Origin of the sequence: Yaniella sp., assembly GCF_030453185.1 — a bacterium.
GTDB lineage: Bacteria > Actinomycetota > Actinomycetes > Actinomycetales > Micrococcaceae > Yaniella.
The window spans coordinates 38483-59186 of the sequence record NZ_JAKDKW010000001.1 but is presented as its reverse complement, the minus strand read 5'-3'; the positions used below and the strand labels follow the sequence as shown (position 1 = coordinate 59186).

At 53.2% G+C, this 20704-nt stretch carries 15 protein-coding genes; 9 read left to right on the top strand and 6 right to left on the bottom strand.

All coding sequences use genetic code 11. The annotated features are described in order from the left end of the window. Positions 1-73: 73 nt before the first annotated feature. Genes L0H14_RS00240 through L0H14_RS00230 form a run of 3 tightly spaced genes read left to right on the top strand, consistent with a single transcriptional unit; the run spans position 74 to position 4919 of the window. Positions 74-1096 carry a 3-oxoacyl-ACP synthase III gene (locus L0H14_RS00240; RefSeq protein ID WP_301416618.1) on the top strand — a complete coding sequence of 341 codons (1023 nt, stop codon included), beginning with the start codon at positions 74-76 and terminating at the stop codon, positions 1094-1096. Between the two features lie 11 nt (positions 1097-1107). Then, positions 1108-3900, top strand: coding sequence for an alpha/beta fold hydrolase (locus L0H14_RS00235; protein WP_301416616.1), 2793 nt, complete (start codon positions 1108-1110; stop codon positions 3898-3900). Next, complete coding sequence (locus tag L0H14_RS00230; protein ID WP_301416614.1) at positions 3900-4919, top strand: NAD(P)-dependent oxidoreductase; 1020 nt, start codon at positions 3900-3902, stop codon at positions 4917-4919. Before L0H14_RS00235 ends, L0H14_RS00230 begins: the two co-directional genes overlap by 1 nt. Here the strand turns inward: L0H14_RS00230 and L0H14_RS00225 are convergent. Beyond that, the gene (locus L0H14_RS00225; RefSeq protein ID WP_301421282.1) at positions 4916-7021 is read right to left on the bottom strand and encodes a type IIA DNA topoisomerase subunit B; all 2106 of its coding nucleotides are present in this window, start codon (positions 7019-7021) and stop codon (positions 4916-4918) included. The genes L0H14_RS00230 and L0H14_RS00225 overlap by 4 nt on opposite strands. 425 nt (positions 7022-7446) lie before the next feature. Between L0H14_RS00225 and L0H14_RS00220 the strand changes: the two genes are divergently transcribed. Next, the gene (locus L0H14_RS00220; protein ID WP_301416805.1) at positions 7447-7668 is read left to right on the top strand and encodes a hypothetical protein; all 222 of its coding nucleotides are present in this window, start codon (positions 7447-7449) and stop codon (positions 7666-7668) included. A 190-nt stretch (positions 7669-7858) separates the two neighbouring features. On the opposite strand, the gene L0H14_RS00215 is transcribed toward L0H14_RS00220, so the two are convergent. The 3 genes from L0H14_RS00215 to L0H14_RS00205 form a co-directional block, all read right to left on the bottom strand. Continuing rightward, complete coding sequence (locus L0H14_RS00215) at positions 7859-9109, bottom strand: RNA polymerase sigma factor (RefSeq protein ID WP_301416807.1); 1251 nt, start codon at positions 9107-9109, stop codon at positions 7859-7861. A gap of 294 nt (positions 9110-9403) precedes the next feature. Beyond that, on the bottom strand, positions 9404-10714 hold the full coding sequence (locus tag L0H14_RS00210; protein ID WP_301416809.1) for a DUF4192 family protein: 1311 nt from the start codon (positions 10712-10714) through the stop codon (positions 9404-9406). A 97-nt stretch (positions 10715-10811) separates the two neighbouring features. Next, positions 10812-11963: a PAC2 family protein gene (locus L0H14_RS00205; protein ID WP_301416811.1), complete on the bottom strand. Its 1152-nt coding sequence runs from the start codon at positions 11961-11963 to the stop codon at positions 10812-10814. Positions 11964-12123: 160 nt separating this feature from the next. On the opposite strand from L0H14_RS00205, the gene L0H14_RS00200 reads away from it, so the two are divergent. The 4 genes from L0H14_RS00200 to L0H14_RS00185 all read left to right on the top strand — a co-directional run bounded on the left by L0H14_RS00200 (position 12124) and on the right by L0H14_RS00185 (position 17577). Further along, the gene (locus L0H14_RS00200) at positions 12124-13677 is read left to right on the top strand and encodes a leucyl aminopeptidase (protein ID WP_301416813.1); all 1554 of its coding nucleotides are present in this window, start codon (positions 12124-12126) and stop codon (positions 13675-13677) included. Positions 13678-13953: 276 nt separating this feature from the next. Further along, complete coding sequence (gene lpdA, locus L0H14_RS00195) at positions 13954-15327, top strand: dihydrolipoyl dehydrogenase (protein WP_301416815.1); 1374 nt, start codon at positions 13954-13956, stop codon at positions 15325-15327. Positions 15328-15410: 83 nt separating this feature from the next. Further along, positions 15411-17192, top strand: coding sequence for a 2-oxoglutarate dehydrogenase, E2 component, dihydrolipoamide succinyltransferase (gene sucB, locus L0H14_RS00190; RefSeq protein ID WP_301416817.1), 1782 nt, complete (start codon positions 15411-15413; stop codon positions 17190-17192). 19 nt (positions 17193-17211) lie between these two features. Further along, a complete protein-coding gene (locus tag L0H14_RS00185; protein WP_301416820.1) occupies positions 17212-17577 on the top strand; it encodes a hypothetical protein in 366 nt (121 codons plus the stop codon). 119 nt (positions 17578-17696) lie between these two features. On the opposite strand, the gene L0H14_RS00180 is transcribed toward L0H14_RS00185, so the two are convergent. Further along, positions 17697-19202: a serine/threonine-protein kinase gene (locus L0H14_RS00180; protein WP_301416822.1), complete on the bottom strand. Its 1506-nt coding sequence runs from the start codon at positions 19200-19202 to the stop codon at positions 17697-17699. Between the two features lie 95 nt (positions 19203-19297). Here L0H14_RS00180 and L0H14_RS00175 point away from each other — a divergent pair, with 95 nt between their 5' ends. After that, positions 19298-20101 carry a DUF4191 domain-containing protein gene (locus L0H14_RS00175; RefSeq protein ID WP_301416824.1) on the top strand — a complete coding sequence of 268 codons (804 nt, stop codon included), beginning with the start codon at positions 19298-19300 and terminating at the stop codon, positions 20099-20101. Between the two features lie 35 nt (positions 20102-20136). Here the strand turns inward: L0H14_RS00175 and L0H14_RS00170 are convergent, their stop codons facing one another. After that, a complete protein-coding gene (locus L0H14_RS00170) occupies positions 20137-20466 on the bottom strand; it encodes an RDD family protein (RefSeq protein ID WP_301421280.1) in 330 nt (109 codons plus the stop codon). Positions 20467-20704: the final 238 nt, after the last annotated feature.

Here is a 20704-nt window from a genome sequence, read left to right as displayed (position 1 = left end):
TATGACAAGTCAAAAAATTGGAGCCTTAGCTACCAATTTTGAACAGAAATAAAACAGGAATGGACAGTCCAACGTGAGTTCTAATGCGGTTTCAATTCACCACAATGCGGCATTACTTTCTGTGGTAGAAGTGACCGCTCCGGTGGAAGTCACTTCCGACATGATCGACGACCGTCTGGCAGCCGTGCTCAAGCGTTTGCGGTTACCCAAACGGCTCCTAGAACGTGTAGCCGGGGTACACACTCGAAGAATGTGGGAAACGCCCCAAGATTATGTTGCTGGAGCAGCTCAAGCCGGGGTCAAGGCCCTCGCCGAAGCAGGCATTGCTCCCGATGCCGTGGGATTGTTAATCAACACATCCGTTACTAGAACGGAATTAGAACCTGCTGTTTCTGTTCAGATTCACGATTCCATGGGCTTGGCGCCAAAGGCCACCAATTTTGATATCACCAACGCCTGTCTCGGGTTCGTCAACGGAATGGATTTGGCTTCAACACTCATTGACTCCGGACAAATCGACTATGCCGTCGTGGTGGCAGGTGAAGATGCCAAGCAGGTTCAAGAGGCCACATTACGAAACCTGCTCTCGGATACGACCACTCGTGATAATTTCATGGAGCAATTTGCTTCACTGACCCTCGGCTCAGGTGCTGCAGCTGCAGTCCTGGGACGCGCTGATCAGCACCCGGAAGGTCACCGAATCCTCCGTGGTGTTACTCGCGCCGGAACACAGCACCACCAGTTATGCCAAGGTGGACATAACGGCATGATTACCGACTCCGGCGCTCTGCTCGAACACGGTTTGGCTTTGGTCATGGATGCGTGGAACGACACTCCAGCAGACTGGAACTGGCGAAGCATGGACCGCTACATTACCCACCAGGTATCGCAAATGCATACCGATGCAATCATCAAGTCCGCCGGGATCGACCGCAAAAAGATCCCCACAACTTTTCCTTCGCTAGGTAATATTGGACCAGCTGCCCTCCCCATTACGCTCGCGCGTGAACTGGATTCCCTCAAAGTAGGTGACCGGGTACTCACCATGGGTGTGGGCTCAGGTCTCAACGTTGCAATGCTAGAAATAGAGTGGTGACCCTCTCCCCCATGATTTCCCCCAAACCGGCGCAATACCCACATTCAGTACTTGATCCACTACAGCTGCCGGGATGGGATCCTCGGTGGTCTCAAATCGTCGAGGCGGAAACCTGTGACGGCACCCGGCAGTTTCATGTGCTCGATACTGGGCCGATGTTGGCTGACCGCGGCATCGGTCCCGACGACATCGATGCCATCGTCATCGCAGTACACGGCAATCCGACATGGTCCTATTTGTGGCGTCATATTGCTCAAGCCGGTCTTGAGGCAGCCCAAGGAAACGTCGAACTTGGACCGGGTGCAGGTCGAGCACCCGTTATACGAGTCATTGCCCCCGATCAGCTCGACATGGGCTTTTCTGAACGACTCGAACATACGAGCTTGCCCTCCGCTGCCGGAAGCAGCTCCTCGTATCGAACCCTAGAACAACGTATTTACGATCTTGATGCGGTCGTCGCTGAACTCATCAGCGACTCCAACAAAGCGCCCGTCTTTAGTTTGGGTCATGACTGGGGCGGTATTATTTCGCTTGGCTGGGCGACCGACGCCGACGTCCGGTCATCTGGTTCTGGAGTTGAACCGTCCGGTATGATCTCACTCAACACAGCCGTCTGGCATGAAGAGTCGGACCCCATACCCGCACCGCTGCAAGCTGCCTTAGCCGGTCCAGTTTTATCTGGCTCCACAGTCGTGACCCCAGCGTTTCTGGACACCACATTGGCCCTGGGGCAACCGGCATTGGCAAAGGACATCAAAACTGCCTATAAAGCGCCCTATCGTGGACGTCAGGATCGCGGTGGCATCGGTGGCTTCGTCGCAGATATCCCAGCCACGGAGAGTCATCGCTCCCGTAACGCTTTGCGGAAAGTAGCCAACCAACTTAGCAGCACCGAGAAACCCGCCCTGTTACTGTGGGGCGCCAAAGACCCAGTCTTCCTTGATCGTTATCAGCATGATTTACTCCAACGGATCGACGACGTTGTTATTCATCGGTATAACACCGCGGGTCATCTCCTTGCTGAAGACCGGGATATTTCTGTGCCCGTTCTCGGCTGGATACGTCAACAACTTGACGGGGACAACCGACCCACCCCAGACCTCACTGCTGCCCGAGGCTCTGAAGCAGTGGGCGACTACTCCCCCCTTTGGAGTTTTCTTGACCAATGGTCCGAGTCCTCGACGAAGGCCATGGTTGATATGACCATCAACGATGCACACGGCAAGCCGTTTGAAGTAACCTGGGCGAAGCTGTCCTCAATGGTCGATGCGATCGCCGTAGGCTTCCGAGAAAACGGGATGCGTCCAGGTGACCGAGTCTCCATGCTGGTCGAGCCCGGCAGGGATCTCACCGCAGCGCTCTACGCTGTACTGCGTGTGGGCGGTGTCGCAGTGGTCACCGACGCAGGACTGGGCGTCGACGGCATGACACGCGCCATCAGATCAGCTGCACCACAATGGATTATTGGTCAGACACCGGGACTTTCCCTGGCTCGAATCGGAAATCTACCCGGTAAACGTCTAAGTGTGAAGACCATGGACCCCATCGCCAGGAGAGTTCTTGGACTGAGCGGCTCCATATATGGTTTTGCTTCAACCTATGCTGGCCAGCAGTACGGCCCTACAGCAGAACAGCCTGATCCGAACCCAACCGACGATGCCGCAATCCTCTTCACCTCGGGTTCAACCGGACCTGCCAAAGGCGTTCGGTATACGCACCAAAAACTCTCTGCGCTGACTCAACGTCTCCAACACACGCTCCATGTTGAACCCGGATCCAGCTTGCTGGCTGGTTTTGCCCCGTTTGCCTTGCTGGGACCAGCCATCGGTGCCACTTCGGTGACTCCAAATATGTCGGTGACAAAACCTGCCACCCTGACTGCGAAATCCCTTGCCCAGGCCGCAATCGCGGGTGATACCACCATGATCTTTGCTTCACCTGCCGCCCTGCGCAACGTCGTGGACACCGCTCATGAACTCAACACCGAGCAGCGAACCGCACTAGAGCAGATCTCCATGCTGCTCTCGGCAGGCGCCCCCGTACCGGTCCCCCTCATGAATGAGGTTCTAGAACTGGTACCAAACGCAGAATTTCATTCACCATACGGGATGACAGAGTCGCTGTTGATCTCAGATATCGATCATCACACCCAGCACGCTATCGCCGGCAGGGATGATCGTGGTGTGTGCGTAGGTAAACCTCTGGACGTTGCGCGAGTCGCCATGGCGCCACTCGATTTCTTGGGGCGGTCATCGGATGAACTTTTCGAAGGCGACAACGCCGTCAATAAACTTGCCGAAATCGTCATTTCAACACCGCATATGCTGGCCGGCTACGACAAGCTTTACAATACCAACCGACAGACCCGCGTCGACTCTGTCGATGGTTTGCAATGGCATCGAACCGGCGATATAGGCCATTTCGATGAGCACGGCAGACTATGGATCGAAGGGCGAACACAACACATCGTCACGCCGTCGACCGGTGCCTTCGGTCCAGGCGGTCCGGAAGACGATATTCAGCGGTTACCCTCGATCAATCGCGTAGCGATAGTTGGTGTTGGTCCCGTAGGCACACAAGCGATAGTTGCTGTGGTTGAGCCTCATGACGGCGACATCAAGCCAGGCCTAGCACCAAGCGCTCTCTCCGATGATGTCCGAGCAGCTACTGATATTGATATCGCGGCCGTCTTAGTGACTCACAGAGTTCCGGTAGATATTCGACACAACTCAAAAATCAACCGCCCCCTACTAGCCGAATGGGCGGAAAAAGTCCTGGCTGGAGGAAAGGTAACCGCACTGTGATGACCAGCTCGCATGCATCGTTTCAATACGTAACAGACGATTTCACCGGGTACAACGTGCTCGTCACCGGAGCATCCGGTGTTCTAGGTTCCGGTGTCGCACAAGCGCTACGAGATGCTGGAGCGCAGGTGACGGTACTCCAGCGATCAGCTTCAGGACTCGACGGCGTCCACGAGATACGCGGTTCTGTAACCGACCCAGAGACCGCCCATCACGCCGTTCAGGGGATGGACACGGTGGTTCATATCGCCGCCAAGGTGTCGGTGTCTGGGTCGGCCAAAGAATACGAACAGGTCAATATTGAGGGCACCCGTACCTTGTTGACGGCCGCCCAAACGACCGGGGTCTCACGGTGGATACATATTTCTTCACCATCAGTGGCCCATTCTGGTGCCTCGATCATTGGTGCCGAAGCCGAACCTGCGAATCCGGACACTGCCCGTGGCAATTATGCCGCGACCAAAGCTGCCGGTGAACTTCTCGCACTCGCTGCAGATTCAGAACAATTCCGGGTGCTGGTTCTTCGCCCACACTTAATGTGGGGGCCAGGTGATACACAACTGACGGAACGTATTATCGATCGGGCCCGTCAAAACCGTCTACCGCTCCTAGATGGCGGGACTGCACTTGTCGATACCCTGTTTTTGCTCAATGCGGTGGAAGCTATCGTCACTGCGATCAATGCCGTCGATACCACCCACGGTGAGGCACTCGTCCTGACCAATGGTCAACCTCGACCAATTGGTGAGATGATACGTCGCATCGCCGTAGCTGGCGGCGCAGAAGAACCCACCTTGGATCTTCCAGCCGGATTAGCCAAGGCCGCCGGCAGCGTTATCGAGGCGTTCTGGGACGCTGAAAAACGCGGTGATGAACCCCCGATTACGCGCTTCTTAGCCGAGCAAATGTCGACGGCCCACTGGTTCGACCAGCGTCGAACCCAACGGATCCTGCAGTGGAAGCCCCGCATCTCCTTGGAGGAGGGCTTCCAGCTGACCAAACAGCATTATGGCAGCTAAGCGTCGATTTGCTGTCGATCGAGTTCTTCTGCACCGGAGATTATAAAATCACGCCGAGGAGCGACATGCCGGCCCATCAGCAGTTCAAATATTTCTTCGGCTTTTTCCAATTCCTCAATATTGACACGGCGAAGTGTCCGGTGGGCCGGATCCATCGTCGTCTCCGCCAACTGATCCGCGTCCATTTCTCCAAGACCCTTATAGCGTTGGATCGGCTCTTTAATTTTGCGGCCGTCAGTTTCTAACCGGGCAAGAACATCGTGCAATTCTTGTTCAGCATAGGTATAGATCACTTCATTGGCTTTGGAACCTGGGTTAATCACTTCGACTCGATGTAACGGTGGAACGGCAGCATAGACTCGTCCGGCTTCAACCATGGGTCGCATGTATCTGAAGAATAGGGTCAGCAATAAGGTTCGGATATGGGCTCCATCAACGTCGGCGTCGGTCATCAAGATGACCTTTCCGTAGCGTGCCGACTCCATATCGAAGCTGCGCCCCGATCCCCCACCAACGACTTGGATCAGCGCAGATGCCTCAGCATTGTTTAGCATTTCGCCAACTGAAGCTTTCTGGACATTGAGGATTTTACCGCGAATAGGTAGCAACGCCTGGTAGTCCGAGGACCTCGCAAGTTTTGCTGTACCCAGAGCCGAGTCCCCTTCGACGATGAATAACTCGGTATCTTCAACCGACGTGGAACGACAATCGGCCAACTTCGCAGGCATCGATGATGTCTCTAAGGCTGTCTTACGACGTTGGGTCTCCTTGGCGGTGCGCGCCATAATACGCGACTTCATTTCCGCAACGATCTTTTCTAACAGGCCGTCCACCTGTTGCTTCACAGCACGTTTACGAGACTGCAGCAGCTCGGTCAGTTGGTCAGCAACGACTTTGGAGACGATCTGTCGCGCAGCAGGTGTCCCCAGGACTTCTTTGGTTTGTCCCTCAAACTGTGGTTCTGCCAAACGAACGGTAACGATTGCCGTCAGGCCAGCCAGAATGTCGTCCTTTTCAACACGATCGTTTCCCGCTTTCAGACGGCGAGCATTAGCTTCAACGGCCTTACGGAACACCCTGGTCAGGGCCTGGTCGAACCCGGTGTTGTGCGAACCACCCTTTGGGGTCGCAATAATATTGACGAAACTTCGTATTTTAGTGTCGTAACCCACGTCCCAGCGCAAGGCCACATCAACTTCACAGGTACGTTCGACATCTTGCATATGGGCCTGTCCTGAACTGTCAAGGACAGGTACGCGTTCGCTAAAGTTTCCTTCGCCATGAAGGCGCCACACATCCGTGACAGGGTTGAGCTGTGACAGGTGATCTACAAATTCGGAGATACCCCCGTCATATTGGAAGACTTCTTCGTGAGGGCCGTTTTCGCCCGGAGTACCGGCAAGACGACGTTCATCACGAACGGTAATGCGTAAGCCTGGAATGAGAAAAGCAGTTTGACGGGCGCGTTGTTCAAGTTCCTCATACAAGAACGTTGCGTCAGGAGTAAAAATTTGGGTGTCCGCCCAGTAACGAATTTTTGTGCCGGTCAAACCGCGCTTTGCTTTCCCAACAACGGCGACTTCTGTTCCAGATTCCTGCGCTTCAAAAAGCCCATCGGCACTGGGTTTTCCCTTGTCAATGAACTGTCCAGGTTGACCGCGCTTGAAACTGAGCTGGTGGACTTTTCCACCCCGGGTCACTTGTACATCCAAACGGGCAGATAGTGCGTTGACGACGGCTGCTCCTACACCGTGGAGACCCCCTGCGGCAGCGTAGGATTCAGAACTGAATTTACCGCCGGCATGAAGTTTGGTGAACACGACTTCCACACCGGACAAACCGGTGCGGGGTTCGATATCGACTGGGATACCACGACCGTTATCAGAGACTTCAACAGAGCCATCCGCGTACAAGGTGATGTCTATTGACTGGCCATAGCCACCAAGAGCTTCATCCACTGAGTTATCGATGATTTCCCAAAGACAATGCATGAGCCCACGGGAATCAGTGGACCCGATATACATGCCCGGGCGTTTGCGCACCGCTTCGAGTCCCTCAAGGACTGAGAGGTTTCGTGCACTGTACTCGGATTGTTTGACCACTTAGTGTTTGAGCCTTTCAAGGATGCTTTAGCCGACATGCAACGTTCCGTCCAAAACCGCAGGGCTTGCCACGATGCGTTTTCTCGGAAGGACATTAGTAAGAATAATGGGTTCCGCTGGTTTTTTTGGGACTTTCGCCATTCTTGAACTACCAGCCGAAAGTTGCCACCGGTTCTTTCGCCTGGCGCGGATGGCGTAGGTCAGGTCTTTGAGAATAGTTATTCAACTGGCACTATAGATACACTGGATATGTTTACATGACCGTGTATTCCAACGTTGAGAGCACGCTTTGTTCGCCGGTGGCAACGCAAGCACTTTCGGGCATAATTCTTATGTTTGGTACGTTGTTCTACACAGGAAAATAAATAACCTGTCAGGATGGAAGGACCAACCTACAGAGTTTGGACCACAAATTAGGAGGCCCAATGTCCACGGCAACTAGTCTTGAGCAACCTACCCTCAACGCCGCCGATCGTTGCGACCGTTGCGGAGCCCAAGCTTACGTTCGTGCAGTGCTACCTTCGGGTGGTCAGCTGTACTTCTGTGCCCACCACGCACGTCAGGTTGAAGAGAACCTTCGTCCCCAGGCTGATGTGTGGCAGGACGAAACGAGCCGCCTTGAGCAGGAGCGTGCAGCAAGTTTGTAGGCCCTGGTTATTGCAGCTTTTAGCTAGTCGGGCTGCTATACCGTAGCAATACTATTCCACGGGTCGGGTCTCATCACATGAGACCCGACCCGTGGAATTTTTACGTATTGCTCAGTAATTTCTAGCACAACGAAAGATGGAGCGGCCCAATAGGCCGCTCCATCTTTCTATCTCTTCTACAGTCTTCGATTTACTCGAGGTAGTCCCGCAGCACTTGTGACCGTGATGGGTGACGCAATTTCGACATAGTTTTCGACTCAATCTGACGAATCCGTTCACGGGTTACACCGTAAACTTTTCCGATTTCATCAAGAGTTTTTGGCTGGCCATCGGTTAGTCCAAAACGCATGGCCACAACGCCGGCTTCTCGCTCTGACAGGGTATCTAGAACGGAGTGCAACTGTTCTTGTAATAGCGTGAAGCCCACCGCATCAGCAGGTACAACAGCCTCGGAGTCTTCAATCAGATCACCGAATTCTGAGTCGCCATCTTCACCAAGTGGAGTATGCAGTGAAATCGGTTCACGCCCATATTTTTGAACCTCAATGACCTTTTCAGGGGTCATATCCAGTTCCGTACCCAACTCTTCCGGAGTTGGTTCGCGTCCGAGATCCTGCAACATCTGGCGCTGGACACGAGCCAATTTATTGATCACTTCGACCATGTGTACCGGAATACGAATGGTACGGGCTTGGTCTGCCATCGCACGAGTAATTGCTTGACGAATCCACCATGTGGCATATGTGGAGAATTTAAAGCCCTTGGTGTAGTCGAACTTCTCGACTGCACGGATCAGGCCTAGGTTCCCTTCCTGGATCAGATCCAGGAAGAGCATGCCGCGACCTGTATAGCGCTTTGCTAGGGATACGACCAAGCGCAGGTTTGCTTCAAGCAGGTGGTTCTTGGCACGACGTCCATCGGCAATCACCAGTTGCATGTCGCGTCGCAATCGTACGTCGGTATATTCTTCTTCTTGGACCTTGTGCTCCGCGTACAAGCCGGCTTCAATCCGCGTAGCCAGATCTACTTCTTCGGCTGCATTGAGCAGCGCAACTTTACCGATTTGTTTGAGGTAGTCCTTGACTGGGTCGGCTGTTGCCCCTATAACGTTCAAGGCACGCTGCTGCGGTGCATCTTCTTCAGTCTCCGACACAACGAAGCCACCGGCGCGTATAGCCGAGGCAATGTCTGGCTTTTCGGGACCGGCGGTTTCTTTGATTTCGGTTTCGACCTTGTCTTCTCCAACGGTTTCTTCTTCAGCACCGTCAGAATCAACTGCGACGTCTTCGTCCTCTTCTTTGACGTCCAAGTTCACATCGTCGACAATTTCTTCTTCTTCGTCTTCATCCTCAGAAAACTCTTGAGAAGCCATTGTTGCCTTCTTACCATTTTTGGTAGCAGCTGCCTTTGCTGCAGTCGCCTGTTTAGGAGTAGTAGTCACTCAGGTCCTTTCCTCATTGGCAGCCGTATGAGTAACGAGCTCACACACGATCAACACGCCTATGACCCTGTCAAGTCCGTGTTTAGATAATCGTTGTTTCCGTCGAACACTCGGAGTGTTCGACCGTTGCAAGATCCACGGATGCAGGGTCTCTATTGGGTGTAACGCGCTAGTAGATGGTTTTGTTCCCATCATGACAAAAAAACTTTTGTAACAAGTTTTTCCACACAGCCGTTAGACCAAAACATTATGCCATAAGACAGGGGCTGTTGTGTCTATGACAGGTATCTGCGGTCACGCGGCGTGTTGTGGGCTCCAAGCACTACCCTTTCGTGTTGCCCACCCAGCTACGCGACCTTGGCTAAGGAATTTTTCTAAAGTGATGAGGAATTGTTCCGTGGGGAAATGTTTCCGTGCTTGTTTGGCGTAGGTCATGGCAATACTTCCTCTTCCGCGTGCCCATTCAATCCATACGAGAATGCCCGCCACAACCCCGCCAGAGCGAGCATCAGAAAGTGGTAGGAGCTGGTGGCACAGACGTTCGAGTTGCTGCACTCGTTGCCAATCCGGAGCTCGATCAGAAGTTCCCTCCATGCAATCCCTTACCGTCAAACCGTCCAGGAAATTCGGGGCTAAGTCTGCCGCTGCAAGGACCCTTGTAGGGAATTTTTCCAGTGCAGCCATGCCTTGGATTGCAGTATTTATATCGAAGCAGACCAGAGCAACTATCGCTTCTCGGATCCTTGCGTGTTCTAAGGATTCTAAGAAGGCGGCAACCTGTTGCGAATCGAGCATTTGTGGTCCGGTATCTACATTGTTATCCCATAAATTAAGCCAATCTAAAACAAGCTGCGGCTGTTCATTTAACAACCGTTGCGTGTCTGCAGGGTGCTCACGTAGCGTCAGCGGCGCCGGCGGAAATAACAATTTGCGGGAGGCTGGGAGCGGCTCCTGAGATGTCAGTCCCTCAGGATCGAGAGAGCGAAAGATATCAGTTTCTTCGGGGCTACCGACATCGCTACCCTGAACCGAGCATTCAGTAGTCGATGCACACCGTAAATGCCACAGCAAACTGTGGTGAATTAACCAAGACTGTTCAACTGGTACCCGCTGTAACCCAAATTGCGCGGCAATGACCGAGTTCGCAACGCCAGTCACCGATAAGGCTTGCTGGTTAGAGATCGTGACATCATCACAAAGATAGAGAACTAGGCAGGATGTGGTCGTGGATTCACTGGCCATGAGCTGCCCAATATAGCGCCCAACGTCGATTAGCTGTAGCTCTTGCGATTCAGTCAGCCCGAAATCCATATACGTCACGCATTCTGGGGTATCTGAGCGCACCATCTGTTGAATAGGTTGCGGCAAATCGCAACGCACTACCGTGGAGAGTTGTCTTCCCGCAAAGGCCACCACTACCAACGAATTCTTGGCGGCAAAACCAAGAGTGCACTGAATATAAGCCAAAACATCCTCAGGGGAGCTAATTTTGAGCCGACCGTCAGCAGGATTTTGTTCACTAGTAATGCTCGGAAATGTATAAAGCTGAGGTGCTTCGAAATTTTGGGGGCCGCTGGTATCTGTATGCTGATTCTTTTGCGTCATGAATCCAGCATGAAAGACAATTGTCCTTTCCGGGGGGCCGGTAAGGACAATTGTGGATAACTCTTGATTGAAACTTCTGGCAGTAAGGCCCTATGGTCTACTCGGCGTCAGGATCCGTTTCGTTCGGGGCAGTGCCTTCATCGTCTTCATCATCTGGTCCGTCAACGATAAACCAGATCGACCCGGGTTCAACCTCGGCACGTGAAGGTCGCATGGGGTCTTCACTGGACTTCTTTTTGCCAACGGTACCCGTGTATTCCAGAGCAACTCGCTCATCTGCGTCGAGTCCAGCGTCATCCTGTTGCACATGATGGCTCAGGTAGGACTCCACTGCCGAGCCGATCTCATCGGCATCCGGCATATCTTGATCCCGATTTAGCAAGAGTGACCGTGTTTGGTGTTCCTCTGCGTATTCGTCGTACCGCTCTTCCAGCCGCTGCAACATGGACGCGATCTCCGGTCGGTTCTGTACCTGTGCTGAAATTTGTTGCTCCACGTCTCGGCCAGATTCACGCAATTCTTCACTGGGCAACATCAGTTCCATAGCTGCGCCTACATATTCCAATGACGCGACAGCAGCTTGAGGGTAGGTTGCATCAGCTAGGTAGTGCGGCACATGTAGGGTGTAACCGCTGACTTTTCGTCCAGCTTCAGCAACACGCAATTCCAACAGCTGTGCTGCACCAGCGGCAATGCGTCCCTTCGGAGACCACGTCGCGAGCCCCTCCAACAGTTCTTCGGCGTTGCCGTGGGTAGTAACGCCCAACGGCCGGGTGTGTGGGACCGGCAACGGTATGGCATCCACCAGGCTTACGAGCGAAACGTCTAACTGCTCAATGAGCAACATCACGGCAGCAACAAAGCGGTCCCATTGGTAATCCGGTTCTGGGCCGCTGAGTAACAGAAATGGTTTCTGCATCTGATCTTTCAGAAGATGCAATTCGAGTTCTGGGGCCTCGTAGTCAAAAAACTGACGTCCGTCGAAGCGTAACTGAGGCCGCCGCGCACGATAGTCGAGTAGCTGATCCGTATCGAATGTCGCTATCCGCTGGTGATCCAGCCGTTCCAATAAAGCATTCTCCAGTTGCGTTGAGACACTGCCGGCATCAAGATAACCGGAAAATACCACCAACATATCCAGGCCATGGATGGCAGGGTCTCCCTCAGTGGCCTGATCGGACGACGCCTTCCCCGATAACAGTTGTCTCGCAGATGAAGACATACGAATCAGATCAGTCGGATCGAGCATGCAAGCTCCTCACTTTCGGCTAGCACTAAAGCTGCACAAGATGTTGGTTAACAAAACACTAAGCACCGTTGGCTTATTCCTTCACCGATGTTCTTCTCCATCGTTATGATGGAGAAGCCAATCAATTCTATTCCGCCACATACCCAAAGGACGTGATTTCGTGGCTCAAAATGCCGCTACCACTGATTTCATTGCGGAATTCACCGCCCAACTGACAACGACCAACGCTGTTGAATCCACCGAAGCACTCGTGCTCGGCGTTCAGTCCACGGACGAAGGCCCTGCCCTCGTAGCCCCCGGTCTTGATGAGACGGCCGTTGCTGCATTGCAAGACCAACTCGAGACACTTGGTGTTAAAGGTAAGGCAGACGAAGTGACACGCGTCGCGGGTGCTGCCACACAATTCGAGGCCAAACTTGTTGTACTTACAGGCCTCGGCTCCACCGAGTCGCCAGCCCAGGGCAGCCCTACCTTAGATAATTCCACTCCCGGAAATATCTCTGCCGAAGCCCTACGTCGCGCTGCCGGGGCAGCCACTGCAAAAATGTCCGGCATCACCGATATCACTGTCGCGTTGCCAGCCGAAAGCGCAGCACATCTCACCGCCGTCGCCGAGGGTTCAGTTCTGGGCACCTATTCATTCGCCGGGTATAAAACAACGGATGAGTCGGATGACGATGTCGAAAATCTGTTCTTAACATTTGTGACCAGTATTGCCGATGCTGATGAACTTGTACGACGCGCAGCAGTTGTAGCGCGGGCTACCTTCGTGACGCGAGACCTGGTCAACACCGCCCCATCACATCTATTTCCGGGCACATTCGCTGAAGAAATCGACGCCCTGGTTGCCAACTCCAAGGTCACAGCAACGATTTACGACGAAGAAGCGCTCGCAGAAGGCGGCTTTGGAGGCCTGCTTGGCGTCGGGCAGGGTTCAGCTAACCCGCCTCGGTTGGTAAAACTCGACTACACTCCTGACAATGCCAAGGGCCATATTTCACTGGTTGGAAAAGGAATCACCTTTGACAGCGGTGGTATCTCGTTGAAGCCAGCCGGCTCTATGGAAACCATGAAAATGGATATGGCCGGCGCTGCCACGGTCGGAGCCGTTGTGCACGCAGTTGCGGAGCTCGGCCTGAATGTTCAAGTCACCGGTTGGTTAGCTATGGCCGAGAATATGCCTTCGGCCACCAGTATCAAACCTTCAGACATCATCACGATGCGCGGCGGTAAGACCGTCGAAGTGATGAACACCGACGCAGAAGGACGTCTTGTTCTGGCTGATGCTCTGATAGCGGCAACCGAAGAAGAGCCCGACGTTGTAATCGACATCGCAACGCTGACGGGTGCAGCAATGGTTGCGCTGGGCGTGCGCACAACAGGTCTCATGGGTCGCGAAGACGTGCGTAAAGAACTCAGCAACGCTGCTTCGACAACTGGTGAGATCATCGTCGAGTTACCCATACCAGAAGAAGCCCGCGGCGGCTTCGACTCGAATGTAGCTGACATGAAAAACACCGGTGAACGCTTCGGCGGCATGCAGGGCGCCGCCGCGTTCTTGCGTGACTTTGTGGGTGAGACACCTTGGGCCCATCTCGATATCGCCGGGCCAGCTTTCAACGAATCCAGTCCACGCGGCTACACAGGAAAACACGCCACGGGGGTCATGGTCCGGACGCTCATTGAATTTGTGAGCAACCGGGAAAGTAAGTAAAGAAACGAAGTAGCGAATTGGGCCGTCCGTGAAGGGCGGCCCAATTTAGCGATATACACCACTTAAATCCGATTTTTTGATGCGTCCTTCAAATGCAAAAGTGTTAACGTGGTACAGGTTATGGAACAACTGCCGCAGGAAGTTATACAGTTAATAGGAAGTGTCCAGATACTGACCTGGTAACTCCAGGAAACACAGTAGAGCGGACGCGTGGTTGGAAACCATTTACGAGGACGATTGCGGGGCAAACCTCCGCAAAGATGAGGAGCATCGATCGTGACTGAAACCGCTACAGAATTCGACGTACTAATTCTCGGCGGTGGCTCCGCCGGATATGCTGCAGCAATACGTGCATCACACCACGGACTATCCGTAGGAATTATTGAACGGGACAAGCTTGGAGGCGTATGCCTCCACTACGGTTGTATCCCGACGAAAGCTTATTTACACGCTGCAGAAGTTGCCGACTCAGCACGCGCTTCCGAGAAATTCGGCGTCAAGGCGACCTTCGAGTCGATCGACATGGCAGCTGTCCGTGATTACAAAGACAAAATCGTTGATGGCAAATTCAAAGGTCTTCAGGGACTACTGAAAATGCGGAAGGTGACCACAATTTCAGGCAATGGTCGCCTGGTGTCTGAAAACCAGATCGATGTTGATGGCACCGTCTACACCGGTAAACACATCATCCTCGCTTCCGGTTCTGTTTCCAACACCATGGGCCTCACGATCTCCGATAAGATTCTCACATCCACCGAAGCACTGCAGTTGGACTACACTCCAAAATCTGCAATCGTGCTGGGTGGCGGTGTCATCGGTTCGGAGTTTGCTTCTGCATGGAACTCTTACGGTATGGATGTGACCATCATCGAAGGCTTGGACACACTCGTTCCAAACGAGGACCCTGCTATTATCAAGCAACTAACACGCAACTTCCGTAAGGCCGGTATCAAGTCAAATCTCGGCGTCTTCTTTGAGAAAGTCGAAGAAACCTCAGACGGTGTCAAGGTCACCTTGGCCGATGGGAAAGAGTTCGAAGCCGACATTTGCTTGGTGGCCACCGGACGCAAAGCAAACACCGAAAACATGGGCTACGAAGACGTCAACATTCCGATGGACGGCGCACACGTTGCCACAAACGATCGCCTACACACCGGTGTAGGCGATATTTACGCAATCGGTGACATTGTGAAAGGCAAACAGCTGGCACACCGCGGTTATCAGCACGGCCACTTTGTGATCGAAGAGATCATGGGTAATAACCCCTTGAAGGTCGAGGACCGCAATATTCCTGGAGTGACGTTCACGACACCAGAAATTATTTCTGTTGGCATGACTGAACCAGTCGCACAGGAAGAATTCGGTTCCGATAATGTTGAAACCGTCGAGTACAACCTCGCCGGAAACGGTAAATCCACAATCATCGGTACCAGCGGTATTGTAAAGATGATTCGACAGAAACATGGTCCAATCGTCGGCGTGCACGCAATCGGTGACCGAATTTCAGAACAGATTGGTGAAGCACAGCTGATCGTCAACTGGGAGGCATACCCAGAGGATGTCGCCCACTTCATCCACGCACACCCAACACAGAACGAATCCCTGGGTGAAGCAGCAATGATACTCAACGGATTCCCGTTGCACGCCTAGTCCACCATGGTGGTTTTGCCACCTGTGCTTATAGCACTGAACGTGTGAGCATTCGAAGAGGAATAGAGAGGAAACCGGACGTAATGTCTGAAACCATTACTCTGCCAGAACTGGGCGAATCGGTTACTGAAGGTACCGTTACCCGTTGGCTAAAAGAAGTCGGCGACACCATTGAGGTCGACGAACCAATCGTGGAAATCTCGACAGACAAAGTCGACACCGAAATTCCATCCCCTGTCGCTGGAACAGTCCTAGAAATTCTCGTTCAGGAAGACGAAGACATCGAGGTCGGCCAAGGCTTAGCAGTCGTTGGCGACGAAGGTGAGTCTGCAGCTGATGCCCCCGCGGATGACTCCGCTGGAGAAGATGCGCCTGCCGAAGAAGAACCAGAAGAAGCTGCCGAACCGGCTGAAGAGACCGCCGAGACACCAGAGCCAGCCGCGCAGGAAGAGGCACCAGCTTCAGCATCTGCTGATGCCCAAGAAGTCACCCTGCCAGAATTGGGCGAATCGGTTACTGAAGGTACCGTTACCCGTTGGCTAAAAGAAGTCGGCGATACCATTGAGGTCGACGAACCAATCGTGGAAATCTCGACAGACAAAGTCGATACCGAGATCCCATCCCCTGTGGCCGGTACCGTACTAGAAATCAAGGTTCAGGAAGACGAAGACATCGAGGTAGGCCAAGTCCTAGCCCTCGTTGGATCTTCAGACTCCGCACCTGCTGAAGAAGCTCCAGCCCCGGCACCGGCGCAGGAAGCTTCCGAGTCAAAGCCCGTTGAGGAAAAGCCCGAGCCAACCCCAGAACCTGAGGCAGCTCCAGAACCTGAGCCTGCTCCAGCACCAACTCCTGCACCAGCTGCAGAAGAGACACCAAGTTCGCCCGATGAAACTCCACGTGGTGACGGATACGTCACTCCGTTGGTTCGTCGTCTAGCGCGTGAACAAGATGTCGATCTAGACCAGGTCACCGGTACTGGTGTGGGCGGTCGCATCCGCAAGCAAGACGTGCTCGCTGCTGCAGCAGCAAAAGAGTACGAGTCTAAGAGCGAAAAGGCAGCAGCTCCAGCATCTGGACCTGTCGCCTCACAGCAGACCTCGCGTCCGGCACCGAAAGACCCGGCTTCTTCAATCGATCCGTCCAAACGTGGCACCACTGAAAAAGCGTCCCGCATCCGTCGTGTCATCGCTGATCGTATGGTCGAATCGCTGGATACCTCTGCACAGCTGACACAGGTTCACGAAATCGATATGACTCGAATCGTCAACCTTCGTAATCAGGTCAAAGAGCGGTTCAAAGCTGAGAACGGCGCTAACCTCACATTCCTTGCGTTCATTACTCAAGCCACCACTGAGGCACTCCGTGCTCACCCAGCTCTGAATGCTCAGTACAACACTGAAACGCAAGAGATTACCTACCACAACACTGAAGATATCGGTATTGCGGTAGACACTGAGCGCGGTCTCCTGGTGCCAGTCATCAAGAACGCAGGCAACCTCAATCTGGCTGGCATTGCCAGTTCCATTTCAGATGTTGCACTGCGTACCCGTGATAACCAAGTCAAACCTGACGAACTGTCCGGTGGTACATTCTCGATCACTAACCTCGGCTCATTTGGTGCACTGTTTGATACACCGGTGATCAACCAGCCGCAGGTAGCGATTTTGGGGCCAGGAAATATTGTGAAACGCCCAGTGGTCATGGCTGATGCCGACGGCAATGATTCCATTGCTATCCGTCATATGATGTATCTCTCACTCACCTACGATCACCGCATCGTAGACGGAGCAGACGCCGGTCGGTTTATGACTACGCTGAAGAACCGTCTCGAAACCGGTGAGTTCGGTGGCCAACTAGGCCTCTGAAAGGAACGCCAGTAATTTTATGACTATCGTCAATACGATCTTCATCGCAGTCCATATCCTGTCAATGGCAGCGATTGTTGGGGGTTGGTTAGCCAACTTCAAAAAACCAACCGTTACTACATCACAGTGGTACGGAGCAATCTTCATGATCATCTCGGGCGTGGTCCTCTTCGGACTCGCTGAGATGAACGGCATTGGGGATCCTGCACAACGTATTAAGCTCACGATCAAACTGCTCTTGGGCCTTATGGTCTTTACTACAGCTCTTCTAGGCCGTCGTAAAATCAACCGAGGTCAGGAGATCTCTACGGGCTTGGCACATGCTACTGGTGGCACGGCAGTCATTGCCGCACTTGTAGCAACACTTTGGCGCTTCGACATGTAATGCACGCTCCATTGAAAAAACCGCAGAGTTCGCTCTGCGGTTTTTTGTTTTCAAAAGCCAGGTCTGACGGCGTTTTGTGGCAGTCAATCCAGAGAACACAATAGCCGTGAAACGATTACTCAGCTCCGTACTGCTACGTCTGCGAGCTTCCACCCCTCAGCGGTCTCCTGCAAGGTCATGTCTATGGTCTCTGTTTGCGGCTGGAATTCTTCAACCATTTCTCCAGAAGCATCCCGTTGAGCATAACGACCCGTGCGCCATTCAACGGTAACGAGTGCATGCTCATCTATATGCTCGACGGCACGAACTACCGCTCGCATCCGTATACCGTCCAAAGTGTGCCCCGCTGAATCGAGCGATTCCAAAACCGCACGATCGTCAGTCAGGATCTTTGAATCAGCTACTGCATAGGTGTCACTTAGTGAGGGATCCGCTTCTTTCCATGCAGTGCTACGTGCTTTAGCCAACGAATCAATGATTGCTTGGAAGTCGACTTCTTGAGTAGTTTTGGTTTGCTCATCCGCCTGCGAGCCTACTGCTAGTTGTTCAGCTCCCGGATTTCCATAGGTGGCAGTTACCGCCACTCCCCCGGCTAACGCTAGGGTGCTAAGTCCCAAGACTATTCGCCGACGGGACGCACTGGGGCACCGTACCGCTTTACCTTTTGACCTTAGCTTTGCCGGCGACTGACGGCTTTGTTTTCGCGTGCGACGTTTTGGTGTCTGCGCAGCCAAGGGCTTTCTCGTGGGTAAAAGGAGCTCGTATTCCTCGCCCACGGCCGGAAACAAATCCACGGGTTCTGGCTTTGCCCAGTATGGGACAGCGCCCATTAGTTGGCTCAAGCTCGGTCGCAGCGCCGGCTGTTCTGACAGTGATGCTTCCAACAGCTCGATGGTGTCCGCACCTAAGTCAGGGTTGAGTGTCACAAGGGGAACCCTTGCATGCGTTGGGCCGGGCATCATACCTGTCAGACAGAACCAGCCAATGGCTCCAAGCGAATAAACATCGGCCGCTGCGCCTAACCCTTCAATCTGACCGGTCGGGTGAACCAATTCTGGCGCCACAAAACCCGGTGTTCCGGTCAGAGTAGAAGAATGTGCCGTCGCCCTGGCTGCTCCGAGATCAATAAGTACCGGCCTTCCGGTCAGGTCAAAGAGAATGTTTCGCGGTGAGATGTCCCCGTGGACGATCTGCTGACTATGTAAATACTGGGCAACCTGGAGCATTGGCCACAGTACCGTCACCGTGTTTGCAAGACTCAAAACACCGGTTGATGCAACAAGGTTAGATAATGATCCGCCAGCTAGAAATTCCCAAAAAGTAGTCTCTGCGAGGCTCAAACTCGGGGATAGTTCGCTTCGCGCGACCAAGTTTTCGTGGAACAGCCCCCCGGCCAACTGCGCTTCTTGCGAAAGTGCAGCAGCGTCCAGGTGCGTTTTGGGAGTTTTGCAAGCGACATACTGGGAACGCAATTCGTTATGCAAGAGCCATACATGTGCAGTTGAACCGCTACCCAGGTGCCGAATAAGGCGCCAGTCGTCAATTGCGAGCAACTGCGGTGGCGCGAATTTTGCTGCTATTCGGGTGCTGAGCAAATCCGATTCTCTATCTGTGGTCGAATTCACGGTTTATCTCCTCGGACAGGTAGGCTCTATCATGCCCGAAAATACAAAGGTCAAATTAAGTTGTCCACAGGGGTTAGGGCTAGAATAGGTTTATCATGGCTGAACAAAAATCTTCCGGCGCAGCTCAAGCGCCCAAAAAGGACCTCAAAACCGTTAAGGCTGAGCAGAAGGCTCGTCGTAAGACTGAGAAAATTGAGGCGAAAGAAGCGAAGAAAGCCAAGAAGGCTAATAAGCAAGGCTTCTTCAAACAAATCGCCGACGTCTTTAAAATGACGCGGAAGTTTGATCCATCGATTGTCTGGTGGATGGTTGGCGCGTTTGTCGCTGCCCTGGTGATCGGTCTCGTCATCGGCTTACTCACTGGTTCTCCAGTGCTGTGGACGCTGATGTTCATTCCGCTTGGTCTACTGGCAGCGATCATCATTATGAATAAGAAGGCGGAGAAAGCGGCCTTTGCCCAGATTGAGGGTAGGCCCGGTGCTGCTGGTGCTACGTTATCGCAGCTGGGTCGCGGCTGGGTCGTTGAGGATGACCCTGTTGCCGTTAACCCTCGCACCCAGGAGACAGTATTTCGTGCTATCGGTAAAGCCGGTGTTGTCCTGGTGGCGGATGGTGACTATAACCGTGCCAAAAAGCTGGCGGAGAAACAACGCAAGCACCTCGAGCGGTTCTTGCCGAACGTTGAGATCCGCACGATCCAGGTTGGCCACGGTCCCAACGAAGTAGAGCTGCACGAGGTGAAGTCAACGATCAAGCGGATGAAGAAGACGCTCAACCGTCACGAAGTTCGCGCCGTTGAACAGCGCATCTCGTCCATGCCTGTAAACAACTTGGGCATCCCGAAGGGCATTGACCCGAACCGAATGCGTCCTGACCGCAAAGCTATGCGCGGTCGCTAAACCCCTGATTTATTCAGCTGGCCGGTGTCGTGAGATTACATATGAATCTCTACGGTGCCGGCCAGTTTTTCATGAAGGCCACGACTATCCCCATCGATAACCAAGACCGGAATGACCAAGCACAGTAAAATCGCCCGAATCGCTGCCTGATAAAGCTTAATAGGAGCTCCGCCCAGCTGTACCACTTGGATTCTAAACACCCTTTTACCCAGAGTCGTCCCGAATAGCCACAGTAGGACGAAATGTAAGAATAAGAACGTAGCCAGTACAACCCATTGATTGTCAGGCTCAATGATCATGCCAATACCACTGGCCACAAACCAATCAATGAAAACCGCACCGATGCGACGCGGATACGAAGCCATCGAGGCTGGTCCTGACTCAGGTAGACCGAGAAATTGGCCAGCCCAGCGTGGCTGGTGAGAAGAATTTTGTGCGTTGCTCATCATCTCTAGCTTAGTGGCTTTGCTGAGAGCCCGGAGTATTGGCTGTTTTAAGAATGTCTATTGCACCGCATTCTCGCGTTCTGGAGACTCAGAACTTCAATGTGATCTGAAAAATCGTTAAGCTTGTACCAACTTATACACAATGAATGGAGTGACA

Excerpts from the sequence above, each read along its gene's own strand:
- L0H14_RS00235 (WP_301416616.1), top strand. The coding sequence starts at position 1,108 with ATGATTTCCCCCAAACCGGCGCAATACCCACATTCAGTACTTGATCCA.
- L0H14_RS00230 (WP_301416614.1), top strand. The coding sequence starts at position 3,900 with ATGACCAGCTCGCATGCATCGTTTCAATACGTAACAGACGATTTCACC.
- L0H14_RS00220 (WP_301416805.1), top strand. The coding sequence starts at position 7,447 with ATGTCCACGGCAACTAGTCTTGAGCAACCTACCCTCAACGCCGCCGAT.
- L0H14_RS00210 (WP_301416809.1), bottom strand. The coding sequence starts at position 10,714 with ATGACGCAAAAGAATCAGCATACAGATACCAGCGGCCCCCAAAATTTC.
- L0H14_RS00205 (WP_301416811.1), bottom strand. The coding sequence starts at position 11,963 with ATGCTCGATCCGACTGATCTGATTCGTATGTCTTCATCTGCGAGACAA.
- sucB (WP_301416817.1), top strand. The coding sequence starts at position 15,411 with ATGTCTGAAACCATTACTCTGCCAGAACTGGGCGAATCGGTTACTGAA.
- L0H14_RS00185 (WP_301416820.1), top strand. The coding sequence starts at position 17,212 with ATGACTATCGTCAATACGATCTTCATCGCAGTCCATATCCTGTCAATG.
- L0H14_RS00175 (WP_301416824.1), top strand. The coding sequence starts at position 19,298 with ATGGCTGAACAAAAATCTTCCGGCGCAGCTCAAGCGCCCAAAAAGGAC.
- L0H14_RS00170 (WP_301421280.1), bottom strand. The coding sequence starts at position 20,466 with ATGGCTTCGTATCCGCGTCGCATCGGTGCGGTTTTCATTGATTGGTTT.